This is a genomic window from Blastocatellia bacterium, assembly GCA_025054955.1.
In the GTDB taxonomy this organism is placed as follows: domain Bacteria; phylum Acidobacteriota; class Blastocatellia; order HR10; family J050; genus JANWZE01.
In genome coordinates, this window is record JANWZE010000040.1 from 17439 (window position 1) to 39318 (window position 21880).

At 57.0% G+C, this 21880-nt stretch carries 10 protein-coding genes; 7 read left to right on the forward strand and 3 right to left on the reverse strand.

Going from position 1 to position 21880, the window contains the following annotated elements:
* Window positions 1-95: 95 nt before the first annotated feature.
* Entirely contained in the window at window positions 96-5954 is a 5859-nt protein-coding gene (locus NZ823_05450; protein ID MCS6804576.1) for an MG2 domain-containing protein, read from the reverse strand.
* A 184-nt stretch (window positions 5955-6138) separates the two neighbouring features.
* On the opposite strand from NZ823_05450, the gene NZ823_05455 reads away from it, so the two are divergent.
* Window positions 6139-7341 carry an isoprenylcysteine carboxylmethyltransferase family protein gene (locus NZ823_05455; protein ID MCS6804577.1) on the forward strand — a complete coding sequence of 401 codons (1203 nt, stop codon included), beginning with the start codon at window positions 6139-6141 and terminating at the stop codon, window positions 7339-7341.
* A 293-nt stretch (window positions 7342-7634) separates the two neighbouring features.
* Here the strand turns inward: NZ823_05455 and NZ823_05460 are convergent, their stop codons facing one another.
* Both NZ823_05460 and NZ823_05465 read right to left on the reverse strand, forming a co-directional pair.
* Entirely contained in the window at window positions 7635-8615 is a 981-nt protein-coding gene (locus tag NZ823_05460; protein ID MCS6804578.1) for a patatin-like phospholipase family protein, read from the reverse strand.
* Window positions 8616-8786: 171 nt separating this feature from the next.
* On the reverse strand, window positions 8787-11963 hold the full coding sequence (locus NZ823_05465; GenBank protein ID MCS6804579.1) for a hypothetical protein: 3177 nt from the start codon (window positions 11961-11963) through the stop codon (window positions 8787-8789).
* Between the two features lie 259 nt (window positions 11964-12222).
* Between NZ823_05465 and aceE the strand changes: the two genes are divergently transcribed.
* The 6 genes from aceE (at window position 12223) to NZ823_05495 (ending at window position 21858) form a co-directional block, all read left to right on the forward strand.
* Entirely contained in the window at window positions 12223-14925 is a 2703-nt protein-coding gene (aceE, locus tag NZ823_05470) for a pyruvate dehydrogenase (acetyl-transferring), homodimeric type (protein MCS6804580.1), read from the forward strand.
* 85 nt (window positions 14926-15010) lie between these two features.
* The gene (locus tag NZ823_05475; GenBank protein MCS6804581.1) at window positions 15011-16384 is read left to right on the forward strand and encodes a 2-oxo acid dehydrogenase subunit E2; all 1374 of its coding nucleotides are present in this window, start codon (window positions 15011-15013) and stop codon (window positions 16382-16384) included.
* 180 nt (window positions 16385-16564) lie between these two features.
* Entirely contained in the window at window positions 16565-17989 is a 1425-nt protein-coding gene (gene lpdA, locus NZ823_05480; GenBank protein MCS6804582.1) for a dihydrolipoyl dehydrogenase, read from the forward strand.
* A gap of 233 nt (window positions 17990-18222) precedes the next feature.
* Window positions 18223-19641 (forward strand): Glu/Leu/Phe/Val dehydrogenase, encoded by a 1419-nt coding sequence (locus tag NZ823_05485; protein MCS6804583.1) that lies wholly within the window; start codon window positions 18223-18225, stop codon window positions 19639-19641.
* 27 nt (window positions 19642-19668) lie between these two features.
* On the forward strand, window positions 19669-21222 hold the full coding sequence (locus tag NZ823_05490; GenBank protein ID MCS6804584.1) for a 5'-nucleotidase C-terminal domain-containing protein: 1554 nt from the start codon (window positions 19669-19671) through the stop codon (window positions 21220-21222).
* 15 nt (window positions 21223-21237) lie between these two features.
* Window positions 21238-21858 carry a nucleotidyltransferase family protein gene (locus NZ823_05495; GenBank protein ID MCS6804585.1) on the forward strand — a complete coding sequence of 207 codons (621 nt, stop codon included), beginning with the start codon at window positions 21238-21240 and terminating at the stop codon, window positions 21856-21858.
* The last annotated feature ends 22 nt before the right edge of the window (window positions 21859-21880 follow it).

Here is a 21880-nt window from a genome sequence, read left to right on the forward strand (position 1 = left end):
GCTCGCCGTGCTTGCATTGAGCCTCTGCATCTGAATTGGCCAGCAGCGCCTCATGGGGCGATGCGCATGCTGACTGAGGCGCAGCTCAGTCCAATCTATTTCTGATCCTCCACGCGAATGCGCACCTCGGCGCTGTTGGCGCGTATCTCCGGCACATACATCGCATGAGCCAGCACCGGCAGCGCATGGAATTGACCTGGCACTTCGGCGCGCAAATCATAACGTATCTGCCACACGCCCTGCGGCAGCTTGTCAATAAACAAGGCGACTTTGCGGTCACGCAATTCCTGATAGACCCACCGACGCCGGCGCGTGTAATCGCTGACCGTTTGCCAGTCGCTGCTGACGGCTTGTTCTCGCGCGCCGGATGCTGCTTGCATCTGACGTTCGACAGCGCCCGACTTCAGCTCGTGCGCGTAGAGCTTTTCGCCGCTACGAATTTGCACAGCTTCCAGGCCGGCCGGCTTCAGGTCTTCAAACACGAGGTACTCGTAATCATTCTTCGCTTCGATGGTCATGACCACTTCGATGCGGTCGCCGCTTGTCACCGAGTCGCCGTCGCTGAGTGGCAGTCTGTCGTAGACATACCCTTTGAGCAATGTCGGGCGACCCACCAGCCTGTAGTATTGCCGGTTGACGAAAATCTCGTTGCCTGCCGGCGTGAGCGGTTCTTCCAAGCTGAAGAACTTTGCCTGCGCAGCAAAATAGATCGGCCCACGCCCGCTCTTGCGCAGGATGCGAATCTCGTTGGCGCCGTCACGGATCAGTTCACGGTCAATGGCAAATTGACTCGGCGCGCTCAACGCATCCTCTGCCGTCAGTCGTCTGCTGGCAATCGAGCGACCGTTGACGAACAGCTCATATTCCAACGAGGGATTTAGTTCGCCGCTCTGGCGCAGGTACTCGCTGAGCGTGAGCACAACGATGGCCGTGTCGCGCGTGTTGCTCCACTGCGCGCCACGCCGGTTTTTCACCAGCCAGTTCATCACCGGCTCGATCAACTTATTCTGAGGATCAATGGCCAGCAAAGCGCGCAGCGCGAACGCTGTGGATTCGACGGCGCCGTCTGACCAACGCCAGTAGATGCCATCTCTGCCCCAATGAGCTGTGCCGATGACCGTGTCTTGCGCCGATTCTCCGCCGCGTTGAATGACCGAGGTATCCGGTGCTCTGTCGAGTTTGACGCCATTTTCCAAATTCCTAACGAGCGTCCTTGCCCGATCGGCATACCCGAAATAGTGGGCGCTCAGGGCCAGCAGCGCGCGCGTATAAGCGTTGAGCCGGTCCCGGTTTGTCCAGAGATTTTCAAATGCCTTGGCCTGGAATTGACCGACGCCAGCCGGTCTGGATGAAACGTGATAAGCAGCCAGCGCATGGAGCATCCACGCTTGCATGTCGTACTGGTTTTCTTGCTCGACGATCTCTTTGATGAGATATTCTGCGCCGCGTTCGAGCGCACTCTCTTTGATGTTCATGCCGCCCTGGCGCGCGAGCGTCAATCCCCAAACGACATACGCGGTCATGAAATGATCGCTGTCGCCTTCCTTCCACCAGCCCCAGCCGCCATCGTTGTGCTGCATGTCGTAGAGCCGTTCCAGTCCCTTCTTGATCATGTCGTCCAGTTCCCGCAAATCCCGTTTGCCTTCGGGCTGCGTTTTCTGCGCGAATGATTGTTCAATGCCGCCAAAGATTTTCCCCATGACCACCTCCGGCTTGAGGCCAAGGTCATTGAGCGTTTTGGCACTGATGGCCACTGGCAGAAATCGGCTCATCGTCTGTTCGGTGCAGCCGTATGGATAATCAATCAAGTACGGCAGCGCATCCAGCATCATCGCGGCCATACTGGGCGTTACCTGCACGGTCAGCGTGGTTGAGTCTGGTTTACGTTCCCTGGGAATATCGAGCCTCACAGTCACGTCATCACCGCGCGTTTTGCCTGAGCGGGCTACGAATTTTTCAATGCCATGTTCATAAGCGATGTAGGATTTTTCCATCGCATCGGCGTATTTTTGGCTACGCCCGGTGACCTTGATCGAGACTGCGCCGGCATTCAAGACTTTGACGAGCCAATCCACGCGAGCTTCGCCATGAGCGGCAACTTTCACGCGCTGCGGCTGAGGCTGACGCGATACGGCATCGAGGACATTCACGGCGCTCCCGTTTATCTCCCACGATGTCGCCACCGTCATGTCTTCATCGGTGTTGTTGTTGATCACAGCCGAGAGCGTCACGTCATCCCCGACCACAAAGAACCGGGGCGCTTGCAACCGAACGATGAGAGGCTGCGTGGTGCGTGTCGTGCCCGAGGCGATGCCGAATTGATTTCCGCTCGTTGCGACGCGCGCCGTCGCTTTCCATGTCGTCGTCGAATCGGGGTACTTGACGTTCACTGTGGCTTGCCCATTTTGGTCCGTGATGACATCCGGCTGCCATACGACAGTCGCGCGAAAGTCGCTACGTACCTGCACGGGCGGTTCTTCGCCCGGTGGCGGGGCTAGCATTGCCGTCGCTCTCGCCTCAGCCATGGTAGGCTCCACCACGAGCATCTCTTGCACAACACCCGCCTGTAACTCAGCGCTCTCTTTGCTAAGAACCAATCGCGCTGACGTATCACCGAGTACGCCGGCGGGGACGCGGGCCGCATCATATCGAGCAAGCTCGCCTTCTTCAGAGTCGCGGCGCGCCCACTCGTCAATCAAGTGCTTATCCTTGTCTTCGACCAGCTTGACATAGGATTTTTGTTGAAACGTGCTCTGTGTTTGAACGTACTGGCGGCGTTTCTCGCCATAGAAGTATTGTCGTGGGTCGCCGGCGTAGTCCTGCTGGATATAAAACACCGACTCATCCACCAAACTGAGCGCTACCTCGGCGGCAACCGGTCGTCCCTGCTGATCGCGCGTTGTCACCGTCAACGTGCCTTCCTCGCGCGGCTGATACTCCTGGCGGTCGGACTTGACTTCCACACTGAGGAAGTGCTCGACCGGCGGAACGATGACCTGCTCCACATCCATGAACAGGCGACGGTCGCTCACCATCGCTGCGCTCAGGAAGATATTGGGGACGTGCTTCTGTTCAATCGGCACTTCGATCAGTTTGACCGTGCCGGTCAGATGAATGAGTTGATAGCTGTAGAGGTCTTCTCCTTCGATGCTGAACAGCACGTAGCGATCATTCGTCGGCGCGCTCAACATGACCGGCGCTTTCTGTCCCACGCGGAATGTGTCTTTGTCTACGATGATCTCTAAGCCGCCATGCCGGTAACCAAGATCGGTCGAAGCGCTGGTGGCAACCCAAACGGTCGTATCAGCCTTGATCGCCGCGCCATCCTTATCTTTGCTGTTCCAGCTCACGCGATAGTAGCCTTCGCGTTCGGGCGTGAAGGTGAATTCGGCTTCGCCGTTGGGATCAGTCTTTACCAGTCGCGTCAGAATCTCGTCATATTGGTAGCCGCGGAATTTAGGTTGCCATGGCCGTTGGCCCGGTCGTTGCGGGGGTGGTGGAAAGATTTTGCTTGACTCGCGCAGCCGCCTGAGCTCATCGCCCTTGACTTCACGACCCATCGGATCAACCCAGATTTCGTACCAATACTCGCGCACCAGCTTGATCGTGCCTTCGGCTTGGACCGGTTGATTATTGGCATCGAGCGCCTTGACGTTGACGGTGACTTTGTCTTGTGGGCGATAGAGGTAATGTTTGGGATGAAGATAAACGTAATAGCTCTGGCGGGTCACGCGCACGGCGCCGGTGGCGATGATTTCGCGTCGGGAGGCATCGGTCACGCGCGCTTCGACACGGTACTCGAAATCTTGCTGTGCGCCGCGTGGCGTCTCAAATGTGAACGTCGCTTTGCCGAGCGCATCAGTCCTGAGCGTTTCGCGCTTCACGATTTGATTGTTTCTGCCATAGGAGCGGTACTCCGCCGACGCTTCATCATAGAACCATGGGAAGTCGCGTGGCGGTCGCCACCAGTGATAGAATGGCTCTTGGTAAACAAGCGCCTCAACGGTCGCATTGGCAACTGGGCCGCCGAAGTAGTACTCAACCTGGATGCTCACGTCAACTTTGTCACCCAGTTTGAACGATTTCCTTTTACCGTTCTCTTCCGGCGTGTGTACACTGACTTTGAACTCCGGCAGTTTGTATTCTTCCAGCCGAAACAACGTGGCATAGCCGATATGCTGCTGGCGACCTTCGTTCCAGAATGTGACCCGATATTCACCCAGCGGCATCGCCTCAGTCAACCGCAACGAACCCCAGGCGCTGCCAAACGCATTGAGCGTGGCTTTGCCCGCGTGCACTTTTGATCCACGCGGATCAATGATTTCAAACTCGATGGTTTGATTCGACGGCGTCGTATAGACCGAGCCGTTGTATTTCCGCGCGATGAACTTCCATTGCACCTCTTCATTGGGCCGATAGGCAGGCCGGTCGGTGAACGCATAAATGCGCCATGGCTGATGCTCGCGACTGCTCCGCGAGCTGTAACCGGCGCTGTAGGCTTGACGGTCACCGAGCGCCGCGCTGGCAAACAAATTCCTATAGTAGCTCGGGCTTAGCGACACATCGAAGACGGCGAGGCCGTTGCCATCCGTCTGTTTGGTTTGCTTGTGCCACCGAGGGCCTTCCTGCATTTCCCAGAGTGTGACCGTGCCGTTGGCGATGGGCGACCCGTCTAGTGCATTACAAAAGTAGACCAGCGCCTGCCGGCCTGAGGCCTTCACTACGACCGATACATCGGTGACAAGTATCAGCTCGCGCGCCGTGAGGCCGCCGCCTCTGGCCTCGATGACGTACGCGCTGGTTGGCAATTTGCTATCCAGGCGCATATTTTGCTGGCCGGGTTGATGATCGCCTTTGTCACCGGTCTCTTTGACCCATGTTTTGATTCTGGCACGGCCGCTCAGAGTGAGTTGCCCAAGCCAATTGGCATCATAACCGGACATTTGCACATCGCGCGTGAGATCAATTTTGTAGATGGCTAGATCAATTCTTTTCACGTTGCGCCAACTCAAATGATACTGAATTTCCGAGTCAGGCAGAAAAATGTTGCTTACGCTCACGCCGAGCGATGGCCGCGTGATCTCTTCAATTTCGCGTCGCGCTTGATCGTAATAGCGCGTTTCCCCTTCGCGAAATTCGCGCGTCAGCCGACGCAATAGCGCCAGTGCCTTGATGAAGTCAGGTTCGTAGTTCAAGTGGCCGTCTTCTGCCTCCACAATGCGACCATAACTGGCCACCCATTCGGCGTAGTGATAGAGCGCGTCATCATACCAATCCGTTGCTTTTCCGCCTTTGAGCGCCGCTTCAAATTCTTCAGGGATGCGCCGGCGTTGTTCCCGAGTGCTGTGTTGGCGAAGCGTCATGGCGATCAGATAATGCGCGTGCGCCTTGTCATTGTCAGTTTGAGCTATCTTCAAAGCATTTTCCAGAATCTCCAGCGGCACGGCGCTTCCGTAGTAGCCATAGTAGTAGGGCTCGGCGTCGGGCGGCTTCGCCATTCGCCAAACCATGTTCAGATAGCGTTGCCGCGCCAGCGGGATGTCGCTAGAGCCGGCCCACCAATCGAGCGCTTGTTGATAGTGGATCAACGCCCGGCTCCAGTTGCGCACCTGAGGTTGCGTCCACCAGAAATCGCCGAGCGATTCCTGCACCTCAGCCCAGAGACGGTCTTTCTCTTCGTCGCGTTGCACATCGCGAATCAACTTCTCCAGTTGCTCCCGCGCCTGGTCGCGTTTGGTCGAATCGGCGGTCTCTGTAGCCGCTTCTGATCGCCAGAGTGTATCGGCAAGGCGAAAATCAACCCACCGCGCTTCGTCTGGCGGCAGGCTCAGCGCGTCGGCTTTCATGTATAACTCGTGAGCTTGAGCGTAAGAGCCTTCAGCATAGCGTCGTTCGGCATCGGCTTTTAATCGCTCATACTCCGGCAACTGTGTGTCGGCAAGGCTATCTATCATAATCGAACCCATCATCCCACAAAGGGAGAGTAGCGCAAGCGCTATAAGATTTTTCATGCTCATACTATATCATACCGTCCCGACCCGTGTAGTGTTGGCACGTCATTGAGACGCCGGACAGAAAAGGAAAGTTCCCCGACTTTATGCATGAAAAAGATTTTGCTTGTTTCAGAAATGAGCGCTAATGCGACAGCCGCGGCTTCAGCAAGCAAAAAAGCAGAGGCCGCTCAAAGCCGCTTGCAAGCATTGCAGGTTGCCGTATACTTCTGGCGACATGGTCAACCTGAATCGAACACTTGTGCCTGCCGCATGGATGTTCTATCTGGTCATCGTCTTTGAAATTCTCTACATGATCAGCCCCTTTGCGCTCTATTTCTATTCGGCCTACGGGCCGTGGCTGAACTTGTTTCACCACTCCGCGCAGACGGCATGGCTGACCGGTTTCTTCCTGCCGCACTTTTCTCAAACGACGAGTCCTGTGCTCAACCTTCTACCAAAATTGAGTGACCCGCTTGTCTGGCTCGGCGCAGGGGTGTTCGCGCTGGGATTCGTGCAGATCTACGCAGCCAAAATCCTACGGCGCGGCGCCGTCACCGGCGGGCTATACAGATTCATCCGGCATCCGCAATACGCTGCGCTGGCCATCGTCGGGCTTGGCACGCTCATTCACTGGCCTCGGTTTCTGGTGCTCCTGATGTTTGTCACGATGCTCTTCCTCTACTACTTCCTGGCGCGTCATGAGGAGGAGCGATGCGTGCAAAAATTCGGCGAAAGTTACCGCGCATATCAAGCGCAAACGGGCATGTTTTTCCCCGGCGGACTCTTCAAGCGTGCGCCGGCCGTTTTGCCGGCATCTGGTTGGCAGAGGCTGGTTGCTGCGCTAGCGCTTTACGCCGTGGTGCTTGTTGCCACAGTTGGCATTGCTCAATGGCTCCGCGATTACTCGCTCTCACGGGTTTCCACCCATTATGCCGACAATATGGCCATCATCTCGCCAGCGGTGCTCACGCAGGATGAACTGGTGAAGGCAGCGCGGATCGCTCAAGACCACACTGAGACACAACGCGCGCTGGGCAGCGTTGGTCCAAACGCCAAGCTGCTGGTGTACGTTGTCCCGATTGAATGGAAGCTGCCCGATATTCCAATGGAAACGACGCAAGGTGGGCATTACACGCCGGAGAATTTTGATCGCCGGTTTTACAAAGTGCTGTTTACCCGCGTGCGAACGCACGAGCCTGCTGCTGAAGGCAAAGAGATCATCACGCGCGCGTATGGTCGAGACCCCATCGTGCTGGTTAAGGTCAACGTTGAAGCAGGTCAAATCACCAGCATTGAAACGCCGCCGCCTCATGTGCGTTGGGGTGACATCCCGACACCGTTGTTTTAGGATTTTGCTAGCCAATCGCCTCTGCGCAATGGCACGCCATGAAACATAAAAACGTGGGAGCGCCCTTGCAACAGGAAATCCGAAATCCGAATATCGAAATCCGAAACGATTCGGATTCGGGATTTCGTGCTTCGAATTTCCCCGCGGGGGCAGGGCGTGCGCTCACAGGATGAACTCATTCGCAGACCGCACTAGAGCGATTTGTGAATGAGTTTACGCTGGGGCGCGCTTGCAGCGTGCATCAGCCGCAACAAGATGCAGGGCAACCAGGCTAAATGCAATTGAAAATCGCTCTAAAGTTCAAAAAATCGTTTGCCGGCCTCCGTTCGCATGACCTGCTCAGCACACTCTGCGCCTTGCCAGAATGTTTTCATGATGAGGCGATTGTCCCGGCAGAGCGTGCCGGCAGCGACTTTGCTCGTCGGCGCAATGATCAGCAGCTTGCCATCGTGGATTGCTTGCTGAATATCTGCTTGATCGTTCCACCGCTCCAGTCGCATCGTTGTTTTCCAGAGAACGCCGTCGGTTTCGGCGCTGATGGCGAGCGTCTTTTTGGCCTGCAAGCTCCGCGACAGCTCGGCGTAGGTTGTATCCGAAGGCAGATCAAGTGGCATCTTCAGCGTGAATCCGCCGTCTATCAGGTCCATGCCGTCATAGCGCAGCGGCAAGCCCATAGCCAGCGGAATCAGACACGACGCCATGATCGCCTGACGAAGGTTATCGCAGCTCAGGCGGCGGATCAGTGGCGTGACCGTGGGAGGCCGGCTATCAAAAAAGACAGCGCGGTAGATGTAGCCATCGGCCAGGTATTTGATCGGCAGCTTGCGCGTCAACGATTGCCAGAACAGTCGTCGCATATCCCGGCGAGTGATCGGCCGGCCATCGTGGCGAGTGATCTGGGTTGTGCAGATGACCAAGCGTGTAGGATTTTGCTCGCTCAGGATGGACGCCATGGTTGAATCGTCCAGCACGTATTCGATCGAGTGCTTCAAGTGGGCGCGGAAATGACGGACGTGAAGGAACCCTTGTTCTGATGGCGGCACAGCGGGTGGCGGCATACGCTCCGCGCCCCAATCAGTCCATCCCTTGAGGAACACATCCGGATTGCCTGTTGCCGCGTCAGCAGCCATGTAAGCGCCGACCGAGGAGCCGATGACGACATCAGGAAAACGCCCCAAGGATCGGGCCATTTTGGTGAGGGCATAGCCAACCCCGCCGAGCCATGCGCCACGGCCTGCTCCACCGGTATCGAAAACCCATTTACAACCAATCATTGTGTGCCGGAGCGCCCCTCAAGCGCACATCCGCTATCCTCAGGTCTGCGCGTCCGCGCGCCCCTCATGAGCGTGTCCGCTCTGATGTGTCTGCGCGTCAGCTCGTCGCCAGTGGCAATCGCGCTCACCGGCGCAAATTCCTACGACCTATGCACGCGCCCGCGCGCCTGCTCACAAACTGAGCGTCAGTCGAAAGACTTTAGTGTCGCCGCTGGGGATCGTTTGTGTCGTGCGAAGTTGTCCACCGCTCACGACAAACGGCGTGCTGGCGCCGGAGACAATCTCGACCAGTGTTGATGACGGCATTAGGTTCGCGCCGAGCGCGCCGAAATCAATGGTCAAGGTATAGCTCTGAGTTGAACGCGTCGCATTGCGCACGGTGAAGTAGACGTAGCGGCTTGAGCCAACGACTTCCGGCCCGTAGCGCTCGACCCACACGGCATGATTATCCGTCCACGCCTGTGTGACCGGCTCCCAGCCAGCGCGGGCAATCGTCTGGATGATTGGAATGTAATAGCGAAACAGATCACGGTCGCGTTCATAGAGCGCCGGCGTGCGCCAATAGATGCGCGACTGCCCATCGGCATCAATGCCGGCATCGAAGATGCTGGGGAAGAACGCATAAAAGAGACTGGCTTTGATGTAGGCTTCGACATCGTTGCGCGTCATCAGTTGGCGTGATCCGCCTTCCCACAAGTGCCATTGCATGAGGTTCGAGTTCGGCTTTTGATAGGAGAGCGTTCGTCGGAGATTAGCCCGCGTGTCGTCGTCAATGACGGCGATTTCGCTGCCCAGCACGTCCAGATGATGAGCGAAGAAGTTATAGGCGTCGAAAAAGACATTGCCCATCAGCAAACGATTCTGCGCGTGCAATTGATTGGAGAGCCAGTCAACGAAGTCGTAGTGTGTCATGAAACCCAGCAGGACGGGTTGCTTGGTGTCGTACGAAAAAACTGGTGGATGATCGGCGACAGCCAGATGCTCGCGCCGATAGTTTTCCAGCGTTGACCAAGCCCAGCGCACATGCAGCGAATCCAGATATGCGCCTTCGACGTCGGTCTCAGTCGTATTGCCGCGACGATTCTGTTCAAAGCTAGGATTTGGCGCCAGATTTGCGCTGGCGCCGGCGGCGCGCAGTTCAACATCATCGAACCAGACTTTGCCGACGCTCCGTTGCCAGATGGCGCCATAAAGGAAGACCTGTCGGGTGCGCGGGCTTGTGACAAAGCTGACCGACCGCCGTGTCCAATTATAAGTGCCGCGCGGCACGGTGATGTCGTGTTGCGTCCAGGGCAAGATCGGTTCGCCTTGCCCGTCCAGTTCGACGGCGAAGAAGCCAGCTCCAGCCACGCCGTCCAGCGCTTCAGCTTTGACCCACGCGCTCAGCGTGTAGCTCGTGTTGGGAGTGACCGAAATGGATTCGCTCTGCCAGTAGCCCGACGGTTTGTCTGTTGGCGCGGGCACGGCAATCTGGGCTGAACGGCTGCCACTGCGGCCAATGGAATCCCAGCGGCATTGCAGCCCGAACGTCCAATGATCAATGAAATTCAATTGAGCGGCTTTCGCTAACGTGCGCCCCAGTTCATAGTCCCAGGCAATGCGACCGCGATTGGGTCCGGGCAGCTCCGGGTCAGGATTGGTCGGATAATTTTGATAGTAGCCGGCAATGCCGGCGCCCCAGTAGTGCCAGAAGTGATCGGAGGCATCCAGATAATGCCGACCGGCGGCATCCCACGGCGCGGTGTTCAAGACGCTCTGCGCGACTTCCCGCAGCGGCGCGCCTTCCCATGTGCCGTTGCCTGAGGTGGCATCCTGTATCAGCGCGTTCATGCGCTCTTGATAGGAGGGCTTTTCTGGACTGACGCTAAAAAATCGCCACCAGCCCCACGGCTCCAGATATTGAAATGTCTGGATGTTGTGCAAGCTATCGGACAGCAGATGCAACTGCCCGTCTTGGTTAAACGCGAAGCGAAAATCTTCCACATTGGGAATCTTGGCAGGGTCTACGCCACCAATCCACAGGCCTTCCTGCTGAACACGCTTGGTGAAAAAGTGTGGAAAGATAGCATAGTACTTGGCTGCGGCGGCGCGGAAGCTCCAGGGCGAATCATATCGGTAGAGCACCAACGAGAAGGTCGCCCGACCGGGGCCAATCTTGGTGGTTGCCGGCGAGACAGCCAAGTCAAACGTCATTTGATATCCGCGCGCCTTTTCGTAGGTGGTGAATTGAATGCGCGGCACATCCATCGGCACGGCGAGTGACAAACCGCCGGACGGGCCACTCAAGCTTGAAAACGGATAGCGTGAAACCGTGCCGCCGTAGGGAAGCAATTGCGTGTTTTCGTAGCGAATGCCATCTCGCACGGTGCGCCCATTGCGAATGTCATCACCCCAAATCCATCCGACAGCATCCATAGGCACGGTGAAGGAGATTTGCATGCCACGATCAACTCCTCGCCGGTCTTGAATCTCACCGTCAATGCGCAGATGGTTGGAACGGGCTGTGTATGTGGCCGTGAAGTTCAGGCCGACGTTGGCCATGTTGGCGCGATGAACGAGCACATTGGCTGCGGGCTGCGTGACCGTGCCACTGAGCGCGATCTCAGGGTTTTCGCCGAGCGAGGCGCTCAAGTTGACATCATCAAGCCAGAGCGTGCCGTAGCCATAGAAGATATTGGCGTAGATGTACCCTTGACGACAATCGCTGCGGGTACGAAACACGCGGCGCAGTTGTCGCCACTCATACGTGCCGTGAGGAATGTCGAGCGCATGTTGGAGGATGCGATTGTTTTCCCCGCGCAGCACGTTGCCGGCGGCATCCAGCTCCACGAAGCGAATCGCTGGTTCAAATGAGCCGCCCACATCTTGCGCACGCACCCACACGCTGAAGTCATACGATGTGTCCGGCAGCAGCGGAAAGGTGGAAGACCTCAAATTGCTACTCAGTTGATCTACCGGCGGCGGCACGACCAAACGAACCGAGCGACGTCCGCTCCGATAGGTGCTGGAATCCCAGAGCCAATCGGGTCCGCCAAATGTCCAGTCCATTGGCGCGTTCGATCCTTGTTCAAATCCTGGATTCGGTGCGCGATTGATGATCGTGCGGGAGACTTCCCGCAATCGAAATCCACCCAGGCCAGTGGCCAGCTCACTGGCGCCGAGGCGCACTGATTTGACCGCGCCGCTGCCATCGAGCGTGATGCTCAGCCCGTCGCCAGTGGTCAATGCGAAATCGGCGCTGGATGCCCAAGGAAACAACACGGTTGGTAACCACCACAACGTCACCATCAGCAAACACGCTGCCACAATAGCCACTACCACCTTGCCAATCACTGTCTGTTTTCTCATGACTCCTGCTCCCACCGTTAGATTGACCCGATTGGGAGCCGGCATTTTAACATAGATCAGGTCAATTTTTAAGCAGATGTTTCCGGCATGCTGATTGAGCTTGGACGTTGCGTCGTGAGCCAGCAACAGTCCGCCGCCAGTCGGGTGCCACCGAGCGCTTGCACGCTTCCGCGCCGGTGCCAGAGCCAACGACTTGCGCAATGGACAAACCCTGATGAGGGCAATACAATTGGGGCCTTCAAGCGAGGAGTCAAATCTTATGGTTAAGGGAATCAATCGTCGGGAGGAAGTAGACACGGATGTAGCTGACGCTTCAGAGATCGAAGCATTTGAAACGCAGGAATGGATTGAGTCGCTCGATTACGTGCTGCAACACAGCGGGCCGGAACGGGTCAAGCGGCTGATCCAGCAACTGCAGTTTCATGCCCAACAAGCTGGCGTCGAGTTACCATTCACCGCTAATACACCCTACATCAACACTATTCCGGTAGAGAAGCAACCTCCATTTCCCGGCAATCGCGAAATCGAACGACGCATCAAGAGCATCATCCGTTGGAATGCGATGGCTATGGTCGTGCGCGCCAACCGCGAAGAGAGCGGCATCGGCGGGCATATTTCGACCTATGCTTCAGCGGCCACGTTGTACGAAGTGGGATTCAATCATTTCTTTCGCGGTCCGGGAGAAGATCACGATGGCGACCTGATCTACTTTCAAGGCCACGCTTCGCCGGGCATCTATGCGCGCGCTTATTTGGAAGGGCGATTGACCACCGAGCAACTGGAGAACTTCCGCAATGAGCTGAAGCCGGGCGGCGGACTGTCGTCCTATCCACACCCTTGGTTGATGCCGAATTTTTGGCAAGTGCCCACCGTCTCAATGGGACTGGCCCCGATCATGGCGATCTATCAAGCGCGCTTCAATCGCTATCTGGAAGATCGCGGATTGAAGAAAACATCCCATCAGAAAATCTGGGCGTTTCTCGGCGATGGAGAAACCGACGAGCCGGAATCGCTCGGCGCCATCACGCTGGCCGCGCGGGAAAAACTGGACAATCTGATTTTCGTCATCAACTGTAATCTGCAACGACTCGACGGGCCAGTGCGCGGCAATGGCAAGATCATTCAGGAGCTGGAAGCCGCCTTCCGTGGCGCCGGTTGGAACGTGATCAAAGTGATCTGGGGAGATGATTGGGACCCGCTGCTGGCCAAAGATAAAGACGGCGTGCTGGTCAAACGCATGGGTGAGGTGGTGGACGGCGAATATCAAAAATACACCGTCGCTCCCGGCAGCTATATTCGCCAGCATTTCTTTGGCGCAGACCCACGATTGGCCGAGATGGTCAAGAATTACTCGGATGAACAACTGCGCAAGCTGCGCCGTGGCGGTCATGACCCAGAGAAGGTCTATGCTGCTTACAAAGCTGCCGTCGAGCACAAGGGCGCGCCAACCGTCATTCTGGCCAAGACGATCAAAGGCTACGGACTGGGCGAGAGCGGCGAAGGTAAAAACATCACACACCAGCAGAAAAAATTGAACGAAGAAGAACTGCGCGAATTTCGCTCGCGCTTCGGCATCCCTATTTCCGACGAGGATGTCGCCAACGCGCCGTTTTACCGACCGGACGACGACACGCCGGAGATGAAATACCTGCGCGAGTGCCGCGCTCGGCTCGGCGGGTATCTGCCCTCGCGGGTGGTCACCTGTGAGCCGCTGCCGATGCCATCGGAAGAGATCTTTCATGAGTTTTACGCCGGCACTGAGGGGCGCGAAGTCTCCACCACGATGGTCTTCGTGCGAATTCTTTCCAAGTTGCTTCGTGATCCGCAAATCGGCAAGCTGATTGTTCCGATTGTGCCAGACGAAGCGCGCACATTTGGCATGGAAGCGTTGTTTCGGCAGGTCGGCATCTACTCGCACGTCGGCCAGTTGTACGAACCGGTTGATGCTGACACACTGCTTTACTATCGCGAGTCAAAAGACGGGCAGATTCTCGAAGAAGGCATCACGGAAGCGGGTTCCATGTCGTCGTTCATCGCGGCCGGCACGGCCTATGCCACGCATGGCATCAACATGATTCCCTTCTTCGTTTACTATTCGATGTTCGGATTGCAACGCATCGGCGACTTGGTCTGGGCAGCCGGCGACATGCGATGCAAAGGGTTTTTAGTCGGCGGCACATCGGGACGCACAACGCTGGCTGGCGAAGGATTGCAGCATCAGGACGGCAACAGTCACTTGCTTGCTTATCCGGTTCCGAACCTGATCGCTTATGATCCGGCCTATGCCTACGAGCTGGCCGTGATTATCCAAGATGGCATTCGCCGCATGTACGTTGAGCGGGAAGACATCTTTTACTACCTGACCATCATGAATGAGAATTATCCGCAGCCGCCGATGCCAGAAGGCGTGCGCGATGGCATTCTCAAAGGCATGTATAAATTCAAGCCGACGGCCAACCCAGCCGCGCCGTTGCGTGCTCAACTGCTGGGCAGTGGGGCCATCTTAAACGAGGTGGTGAAAGCCCAACAGATGCTTGAGCGATACGGCGTCGCCGCCGACGTTTGGAGCGTGACCAGTTACAAAGAACTCTATCGCAACGGGCAAGCGGTTGAACGTTGGAATATGCTCCATCCTGGCCAGCCGCCTCGCGTGCCGTATATCACGCAGTGTTTGGCTAATGAACCCGGCGTGATTGTTGCTGCCACCGATTATGTCAAAGCCTTGCCCGGTTCCATCGCGCGGTGGACGCCCAAACCGCCGCTGTGCCTGGGCACGGACGGCTACGGGCGCAGCGATAGTCGCCGCGCGCTACGCGACTTCTTTGAGGTGGATGCGCGATTCATCACGCTGGCCACATTGTCGGAATTGATGCGCGAAAACAAACTCAAACCAGAGGTCGTTCAACAAGCGATCACTGAGATGGAGATCAATCCGGAGAAGGCTGACCCGATGATTTCATAATCCTGATGCGTCATTGGTCATCTGTTCACCACCGGCAGGCAGCCAACGGACACCAATGACGAACGACCAATGACCAAGAACCATGATGGCAAGCGAATTCAAATTACCGGAACTCGGCGAAAACATTGATTCTGGCGTGGTCACCAAGCTGTTGGTCTCGGTTGGCGACAAGATTGTCAAAGACCAGCCAGTGTTGGAGCTGGAAACTGACAAAGCGGTCATCGAAGTGCCCTCCGGCGTTAGCGGCGTTGTCACGCAGCTTTTCGTCAAAGAAGGAGAGAAAGCCACTGTGGGTCAGCTCATCCTAACCGTTGAGCCGACGTCGGCGCGACCGACGGCGGTGGCTGAGGTGGTCAAACAAGCGCCAGAACCAGTGCCGGTTGAAACGGAACAATCGGTCGGCAAGCGCGCGCGGCCTTCAACGGTCGTCACTGAAGAACGCATACCGACAGCGCCGCCGCGCCCGTTGCCACCCGAACCGACCCGTGCGCCGGCGGAAGCGAACGTGGTCTCACTGGTGCCGCGCGTAGAAGCATCGGCTGAGGCGCGGCCCGAACCGGCGCCGGCAGCACCATCGGTGCGCCGATTGGCACGTGAACTCGGCGTAGACATCAATCAGGTGACCGGGTCAGGGCCAGCCGGTCAAATCACCGTCGAAGATGTCAAACAATATGTGCGACAACTGATGACGGGCGGCGGCCTGCTGCGTCCTGTTGGCGCACCGACGCTCAGCGCTGTACCCGAGCATTCGCGGTGGGGTGAAATCGAACGCGTGCCGATGAGTAGCGTTCGCCGCAAAACGGCTGAACACATGGCGTCCGCTTGGGCCAACATCCCACATGTGACCCAGCACGATCAAGCTGACATTACACAGTTGGAACAGCTCCGTCAGCAGTTCGCCGCCAGGGCGCAAGCAGCCGGCGGTAAACTGACCGTGACGGCCATCTTGATGAAGGTGGTGGCCTCGGCGTTGAAGCTCTTTCCGCAGTTTAATGCGAGTCTGGATATGTCCCACCAGACGATTGTCTACAAGAAGTACATTCACATCGGCGTCGCGGTGGATACAGACCGGGGACTGCTCGTGCCGGTCATCCGCGATGTTGACCGCAAGAATGTGATCGAATTATCGGTTGAATTGGCTGCCGCCGCAGAACGCGCCAGAACCAAGAAGACGACACTTGAGGAGATGCAGGGCGGCACCTTCACAATCACCAACCTGGGGGGTATCGGCGGCACGGCGTTTACCCCGATTGTGAATGAACCGGAAGTAGCCATTCTTGGCGTTGCGCGCGCGCGTATGCAACCAGTCTACATCAACGGGCAGTTTGAGCCACGGCTGATGCTCCCGCTGTCGCTCTCGTACGATCACCGGTTGATTGACGGCGCTGACGCAGCGCGATTCCTGCGCTGGATTGCGGAAGCCCTGGAGCAACCATTTGTATTGATGTTGGAGGGATGAGCCCGGAGCTAATGGGCGATTGAGGGTGGGTCGCTGAGTGGCCCTCGGCAATGTGAATATATCAGCAGATGCACAGATGCGGCGGAAATGATGGGGATGGTCAATCGGCTCTGAGTTGTGAATGATGACTCGGCTCTGAGTTGTGAATGATGACATCGAGAGGAAGGATAGGTTTGAACGATGAGTGAACAAACACATTCAACGCAAGTGGTAGTTGTCGGTGGTGGACCGGGCGGTTATGCAGCGGCATTTATGGCGGCTGATTTGGGGTTGCAGGTCACGCTGGTTGATTTGGAAGTGAATCCTGGCGGCGTCTGTTTGTATCGTGGGTGCATTCCCTCGAAAGCCTTATTGCATGCTGCGCGGGTGTTGACTGAGGCGCAGGAGGCAGCGCATTGGGGCATTGAGTTCGGCAAACCCAGCATTGATCTGGACAAGCTGCGCGCCTGGAAAAACAGCGTCGTCCAGAAGCTGACAGGCGGTTTAGGTCAACTCTCCAAGCAACGGCGTGTGACGTTCATCCAGGGCCGCGCTACATTCCTGGATGCACATACGCTCCAGGTGGACACAAACGGCGCTCAGCAGCGGCTGAAATTCGAGCACGCGATTGTGGCCACCGGCTCGCGGCCGGCGACGATACCGAATCTTTCACTGGAAAGTCCTCGGGTGATGGATTCCACCGTCGCTCTGGACTTACCCGACATTCCCAAAACGATGCTGGTCATCGGCGGCGGCTACATCGGGTTGGAACTGGGTACGGTCTATGCTGCATTGGGCACGGAGGTGTCGGTTGTCGAGATGATGCCGGGGCTGCTGCCTGGCGCTGACCGCGATTTGGTCAACCCGTTGGCCAAACGCTTGCAAGGCATTTTCAAGTCCATCATGCTCAACACCACTGTGGTTGAGATGAAGGAAGAAAAGAAAGGCATCCGCGTCAGGTTCCAGGGCGCCGACGTGACCGAGCCAGAACAAGTCTTCGACAAGGTGCTGGTCTCGGTCGGGCGCAAGCCAAATTCCGACGGCCTTGGCCTAGAACGCACCAACGTGCAGATTGATGAGCGCGGTTTTATTCGCGTTGATGGGCAACGTCGGACGGCAGAGCCGAGCATCTACGCCATCGGCGATGTTGTCGGCGAGCCGATGCTCGCGCATAAAGCCACTCATGAAGGGCGCGTGGCTGCTGAAGCGATTTCCGGGCGTCGTGTGCTCTTCGAGCCGATGGCCATCCCGGCCGTCGTGTTTACCGATCCGGAAATCGCCTGGTGCGGTCTGACCGAAACACAAGCCAAGCAGGAGGGACGCGCGGTCAAAGTCGTCCGCTTCCCGTGGGCGGCTTCAGGCCGGGCGTTGACGTTAGATCGGCAAGAAGGCGTGACCAAATTAATCATTGATCCAGACTCCGAGTTGGTGTTGGGCGTTGGCATCACAGGGCCGGGCGCCGGCGAACTGATTTCCGAAGGCGCACTGGCCATTGAAATGGGCGCACTGGCCGCCGACATCGGATTGACGATTCATCCCCATCCGACGCTCTCGGAAACAATCATGGAAGCGGCTGATGCATTTTATGGACACAGCACACACATCTACCGACCGAAGCGCGATTGAGGATCGCAGAAGTCGCCCATGTGTGCCTACGCCACAAACGATGAACATGAGCAGAACGCAGGTGCTGCGGGCCGAACGGATGCTCGCCGACGGGTAATCGGCGTTAATCTGCACGTCCGTGTCATCGGCGTTCGATTTTTCAAGAGGAATCACCCCTATGCGATTATTCGCCACGAAGAATGAACATGTGGCACAGGCAGGCATGCCCGTGCCACATTCACAAGAGGAGGCTTATGGCAAAGCGAGAATTGACATTCTATGAAACTGTTCAGGCATTTTTCGACAAAGCAGCTCGGTTTACATCACATCCGCCGGGGCTGCTGGAGCAAATCAAGTATTGCAACAGTGTTTACCGTTTCAAGTTTCCTCTGAAGAAAGAGGATGGCAGCATTGAAATCATCGAAGCATATCGCGTTGAGCATAGCCATCATAAGCTGCCGGTCAAAGGTGGCATCCGTTACAGCGAGATGGTCAATGAAGATGAGGTTAAAGCGCTGGCGGCGTTGATGACCTACAAATGCGCGATTGTTGATCTACCCTATGGTGGCGCTAAAGGCGGCGTGAAAATCGAACCACGCAACTACACGGTGGATCAGTTGGAGCGGATCACGCGGCGCTACACGGCTGAGTTGGCAAAGAAGAATTTCATTGGGCCGGGCGTGGACGTGCCGGCGCCCGATTATGGCACGGGGCCACGCGAGATGGCCTGGATTCTGGATACCTATTCGGCTCTCAATCCTGGTCAGATTGACGCGTCCGCCTGCGTCACCGGTAAACCGATTGCGCAGGGCGGCGTGCGTGGTCGCAATGAAGCCACCGGTCGCGGCGTGTTCTTCGGCATACGCACGGCGATGAGTCATACCGAGGACATGAAAAAAATCGGCCTCACGCCGGGCATTGCTGGCAAGCGCATCGTCGTTCAAGGTCTGGGCAACGTCGGCTATCATGCTGCGAAATTCCTTCAAGAGGCCGGCGGCATCATTGTGGCGCTAGCCGAATATGATGGCGCTATCTACAATCCCGACGGGCTAGATGTAGATGAGGTGCAGAAGCACCGTCGCGAAGCGCAGACCATTTTGAATTTCCCCGGCGCCAAGAATTTTGCCAAGAATTCCGATGCGCTGGAATATGAATGCGACATCCTCGTGCCGGCTGCATTGGAACGACAAATCACCGAAGAAAATGCGCCACGGATCAAAGCCAAGATTGTGGCCGAAGCCGCCAACGGACCAACGACCATAGGCGCTGAGGAGATTCTCAGTGAGCGGGGCATCATGATCATTCCAGATATATACCTCAATGCTGGTGGCGTGACCGTCTCCTACTTTGAATGGTTGAAGAATCTGAGTCATGTTCGATTCGGTCGGTTGAGCAAACGGTTTGAGGAAGCCACTAACTTGGCCATCGCCAACGCGCTGGAGCGCGTCACCGGCAAGAGCCTGACGCCCGAAGAACGCAAGTTGATCACGCACGGCGCGGATGAAATTGATCTGGTCAATTCCGGCCTCGAAGAAACAATGATCACAGCCTACGAAACGATCCGCGACGAAATGCTGCAAACCAAAGGCATCCCTGACCTGCGCACAGCGGCATTCGTCAACGTCATCAACAAGATCGCTGTTTCGTACATGGAGCTGGGCATCTTTCCGTAAGAACGTGACGGCCCCGAAGACGCGCAGATGAACATCAAAACGCGGCCCATCAGATGGATTCTTATCCTCTGGGTCTTCTGTGTCGGCTTGGCGTGCATGCCACCGCCGGCTCAGGCGCAGACCACGCCGGAGCCTGTGGTGCGTGTCACGTTGTTGCACGTGAACGACGTCTATCAAGCCGCGCCAGTGGACCAGGGTGCGCGCGGCGGTTTGGCGCGGATTGCCACGTTGCGTCGCACGATCATGGCCGAGTCGCCCCACACACTGCTGCTGCTGGGCGGCGATACGATTTCGCCATCGGTCGCCTCCAGCATCTTTCGCGGTCAACAAATGATCGCCGCGTGGAATGCCGTGGGACTGGATTATGCCGTCTTCGGCAACCACGAGTTCGACTTCGGCGATGACGTGTTGCACCAACGCATCAAAGAATCACGGTTCGTGTGGCTGGGCGCAAACGTCATTGATAAAAGGGCGAAAAGACCGTTTGGCGGCGCGGCAGCGTTTGTCATTCGTCAGTTTGAAGGCATCAAGATCGGCATTTTTGGATTGTGCTTGCCTGAAACCAAATTCCAATCCAATCCTGGTCCTGATGTGGCGTTCTACGATCCATATCTGACGGCTCGTCAGATGGTGCGCCAGTTGCGCGCGCGGGGCGCAACTGTCATCGTGGCATTGACACACATGAGCATGGAGCAAGATAAACGACTGGCGCGCATGGTGCCGCAAATTGATCTGATTCTGGGTGGGCACGAGCACACGCTGCTGCAATCGCTTTCGGGACGCACGCCGATCTTCAAGATGTGGTCAGATGCGCGCCTGCTGGGTCGCGTGGACCTGCACATTCATGCTCGTAGCGGTAAGCTACTGAGCATGGATTGGCAAATCATCCCGGTCACCGCCGATGTGGCAGAAGATGCCGCGGTCGCCGCCGTGATCAATGAGTATGAGAACAAATTGAGTGTCGAATTGGACAAAGTCGTTGGCACCACAACGGTCGAGCTGGACGCGCGGCAGCAGACCAATCGCTCGCGGGAGACCAACCTCGGCAATTTCATCGCCGACGCATTTCGCGCCTACGCCGGCGCTGATGCGGCGTTGGTCAACGGCGGCTCGATTCGCTCGAACACGACCTACGGACCTGGCCCGATCACCAAACGCGATGTGCGCTCAATTCTGCCGTTTGAAAACCCTATCGTTAAAATCCAAGTTACCGGTGCAACGTTGCGTGCTGCGCTGGAGCATGGCGTCAGTCGCGTGGCCGAAGCGATTGAGGCAGGGCTTTTCCCGCAGGTTTCTGGCTTGCGGTTTACGTTCGACGGCAGGCGGCCGCCCGGCTCGCGCGTGGTGGATGTGACGATCAATGGAGAACCGCTCGACAACGCAAAAACCTATACGCTGGCCACGAGCTCGTTCGTGGCCGCCGGCGGCGATGGCTATACCATGTTGCGTGGGATGCCGTACCTGATTGCGCCCGAAGCCGCGCAAGTTGACTTTGCCATCCTGAGCGATGCCATCGCCGCCAAAGGCACGATTGCGCCTCAGACCGATGGTCGCATTCGGCGACTGGACCAACCAAAATGACCAGAAAGGGCAGCCATGATCACAGCCATTTTGCTCGCTGCCGGCGAGTCGCGCCGCATGGGACAACTCAAACAGCTCTTGCCATTCGGCAGCAAGACCGTGATTGAAACGTGCCTCGATGCGCTCTTGGCCTCGAAGGCGGATCACGTCATGGTTGTGCTGGGACACCGCGCTGACGAGATTGGGCAGCGCCTTGAATCACTGCCGGTCACGCGCGTCATCAATCCAGACTACCGACAAGGCATGAGTAGCTCCGTCAAGGCCGGTGTGCGCCGGTTGCCGCCAGAGACGCAGGCGGTGATGATCGCTTTGGTTGATCAACCGCTGGTCCCCTCCAGCATCATGGATGAGATCATGGATGCTTATCGCAGCGCGGACAAAAAGATCGTTGTTCCCGAATTTCAGGGCCGCAGTGGTCATCCGATTGTGATTGACCTCGCCTATCGCGACGAGATACTCGCCGTCAATCCTCAAGCTGGTTTACGTGAGCTGATCTATCGTCACTGGGATGACGTGCTCAAACTACCCGTCCAGACCGAGGCGGTCATTGACAATATGAACACGTGGGATGACTATCAACGCTTGCTCAGGAAGCAAGAAGCATTGAGCCAGGAAGCCATCGAAGGCAACCGATGAGGGGGGTGTGTATCTTCCTGCT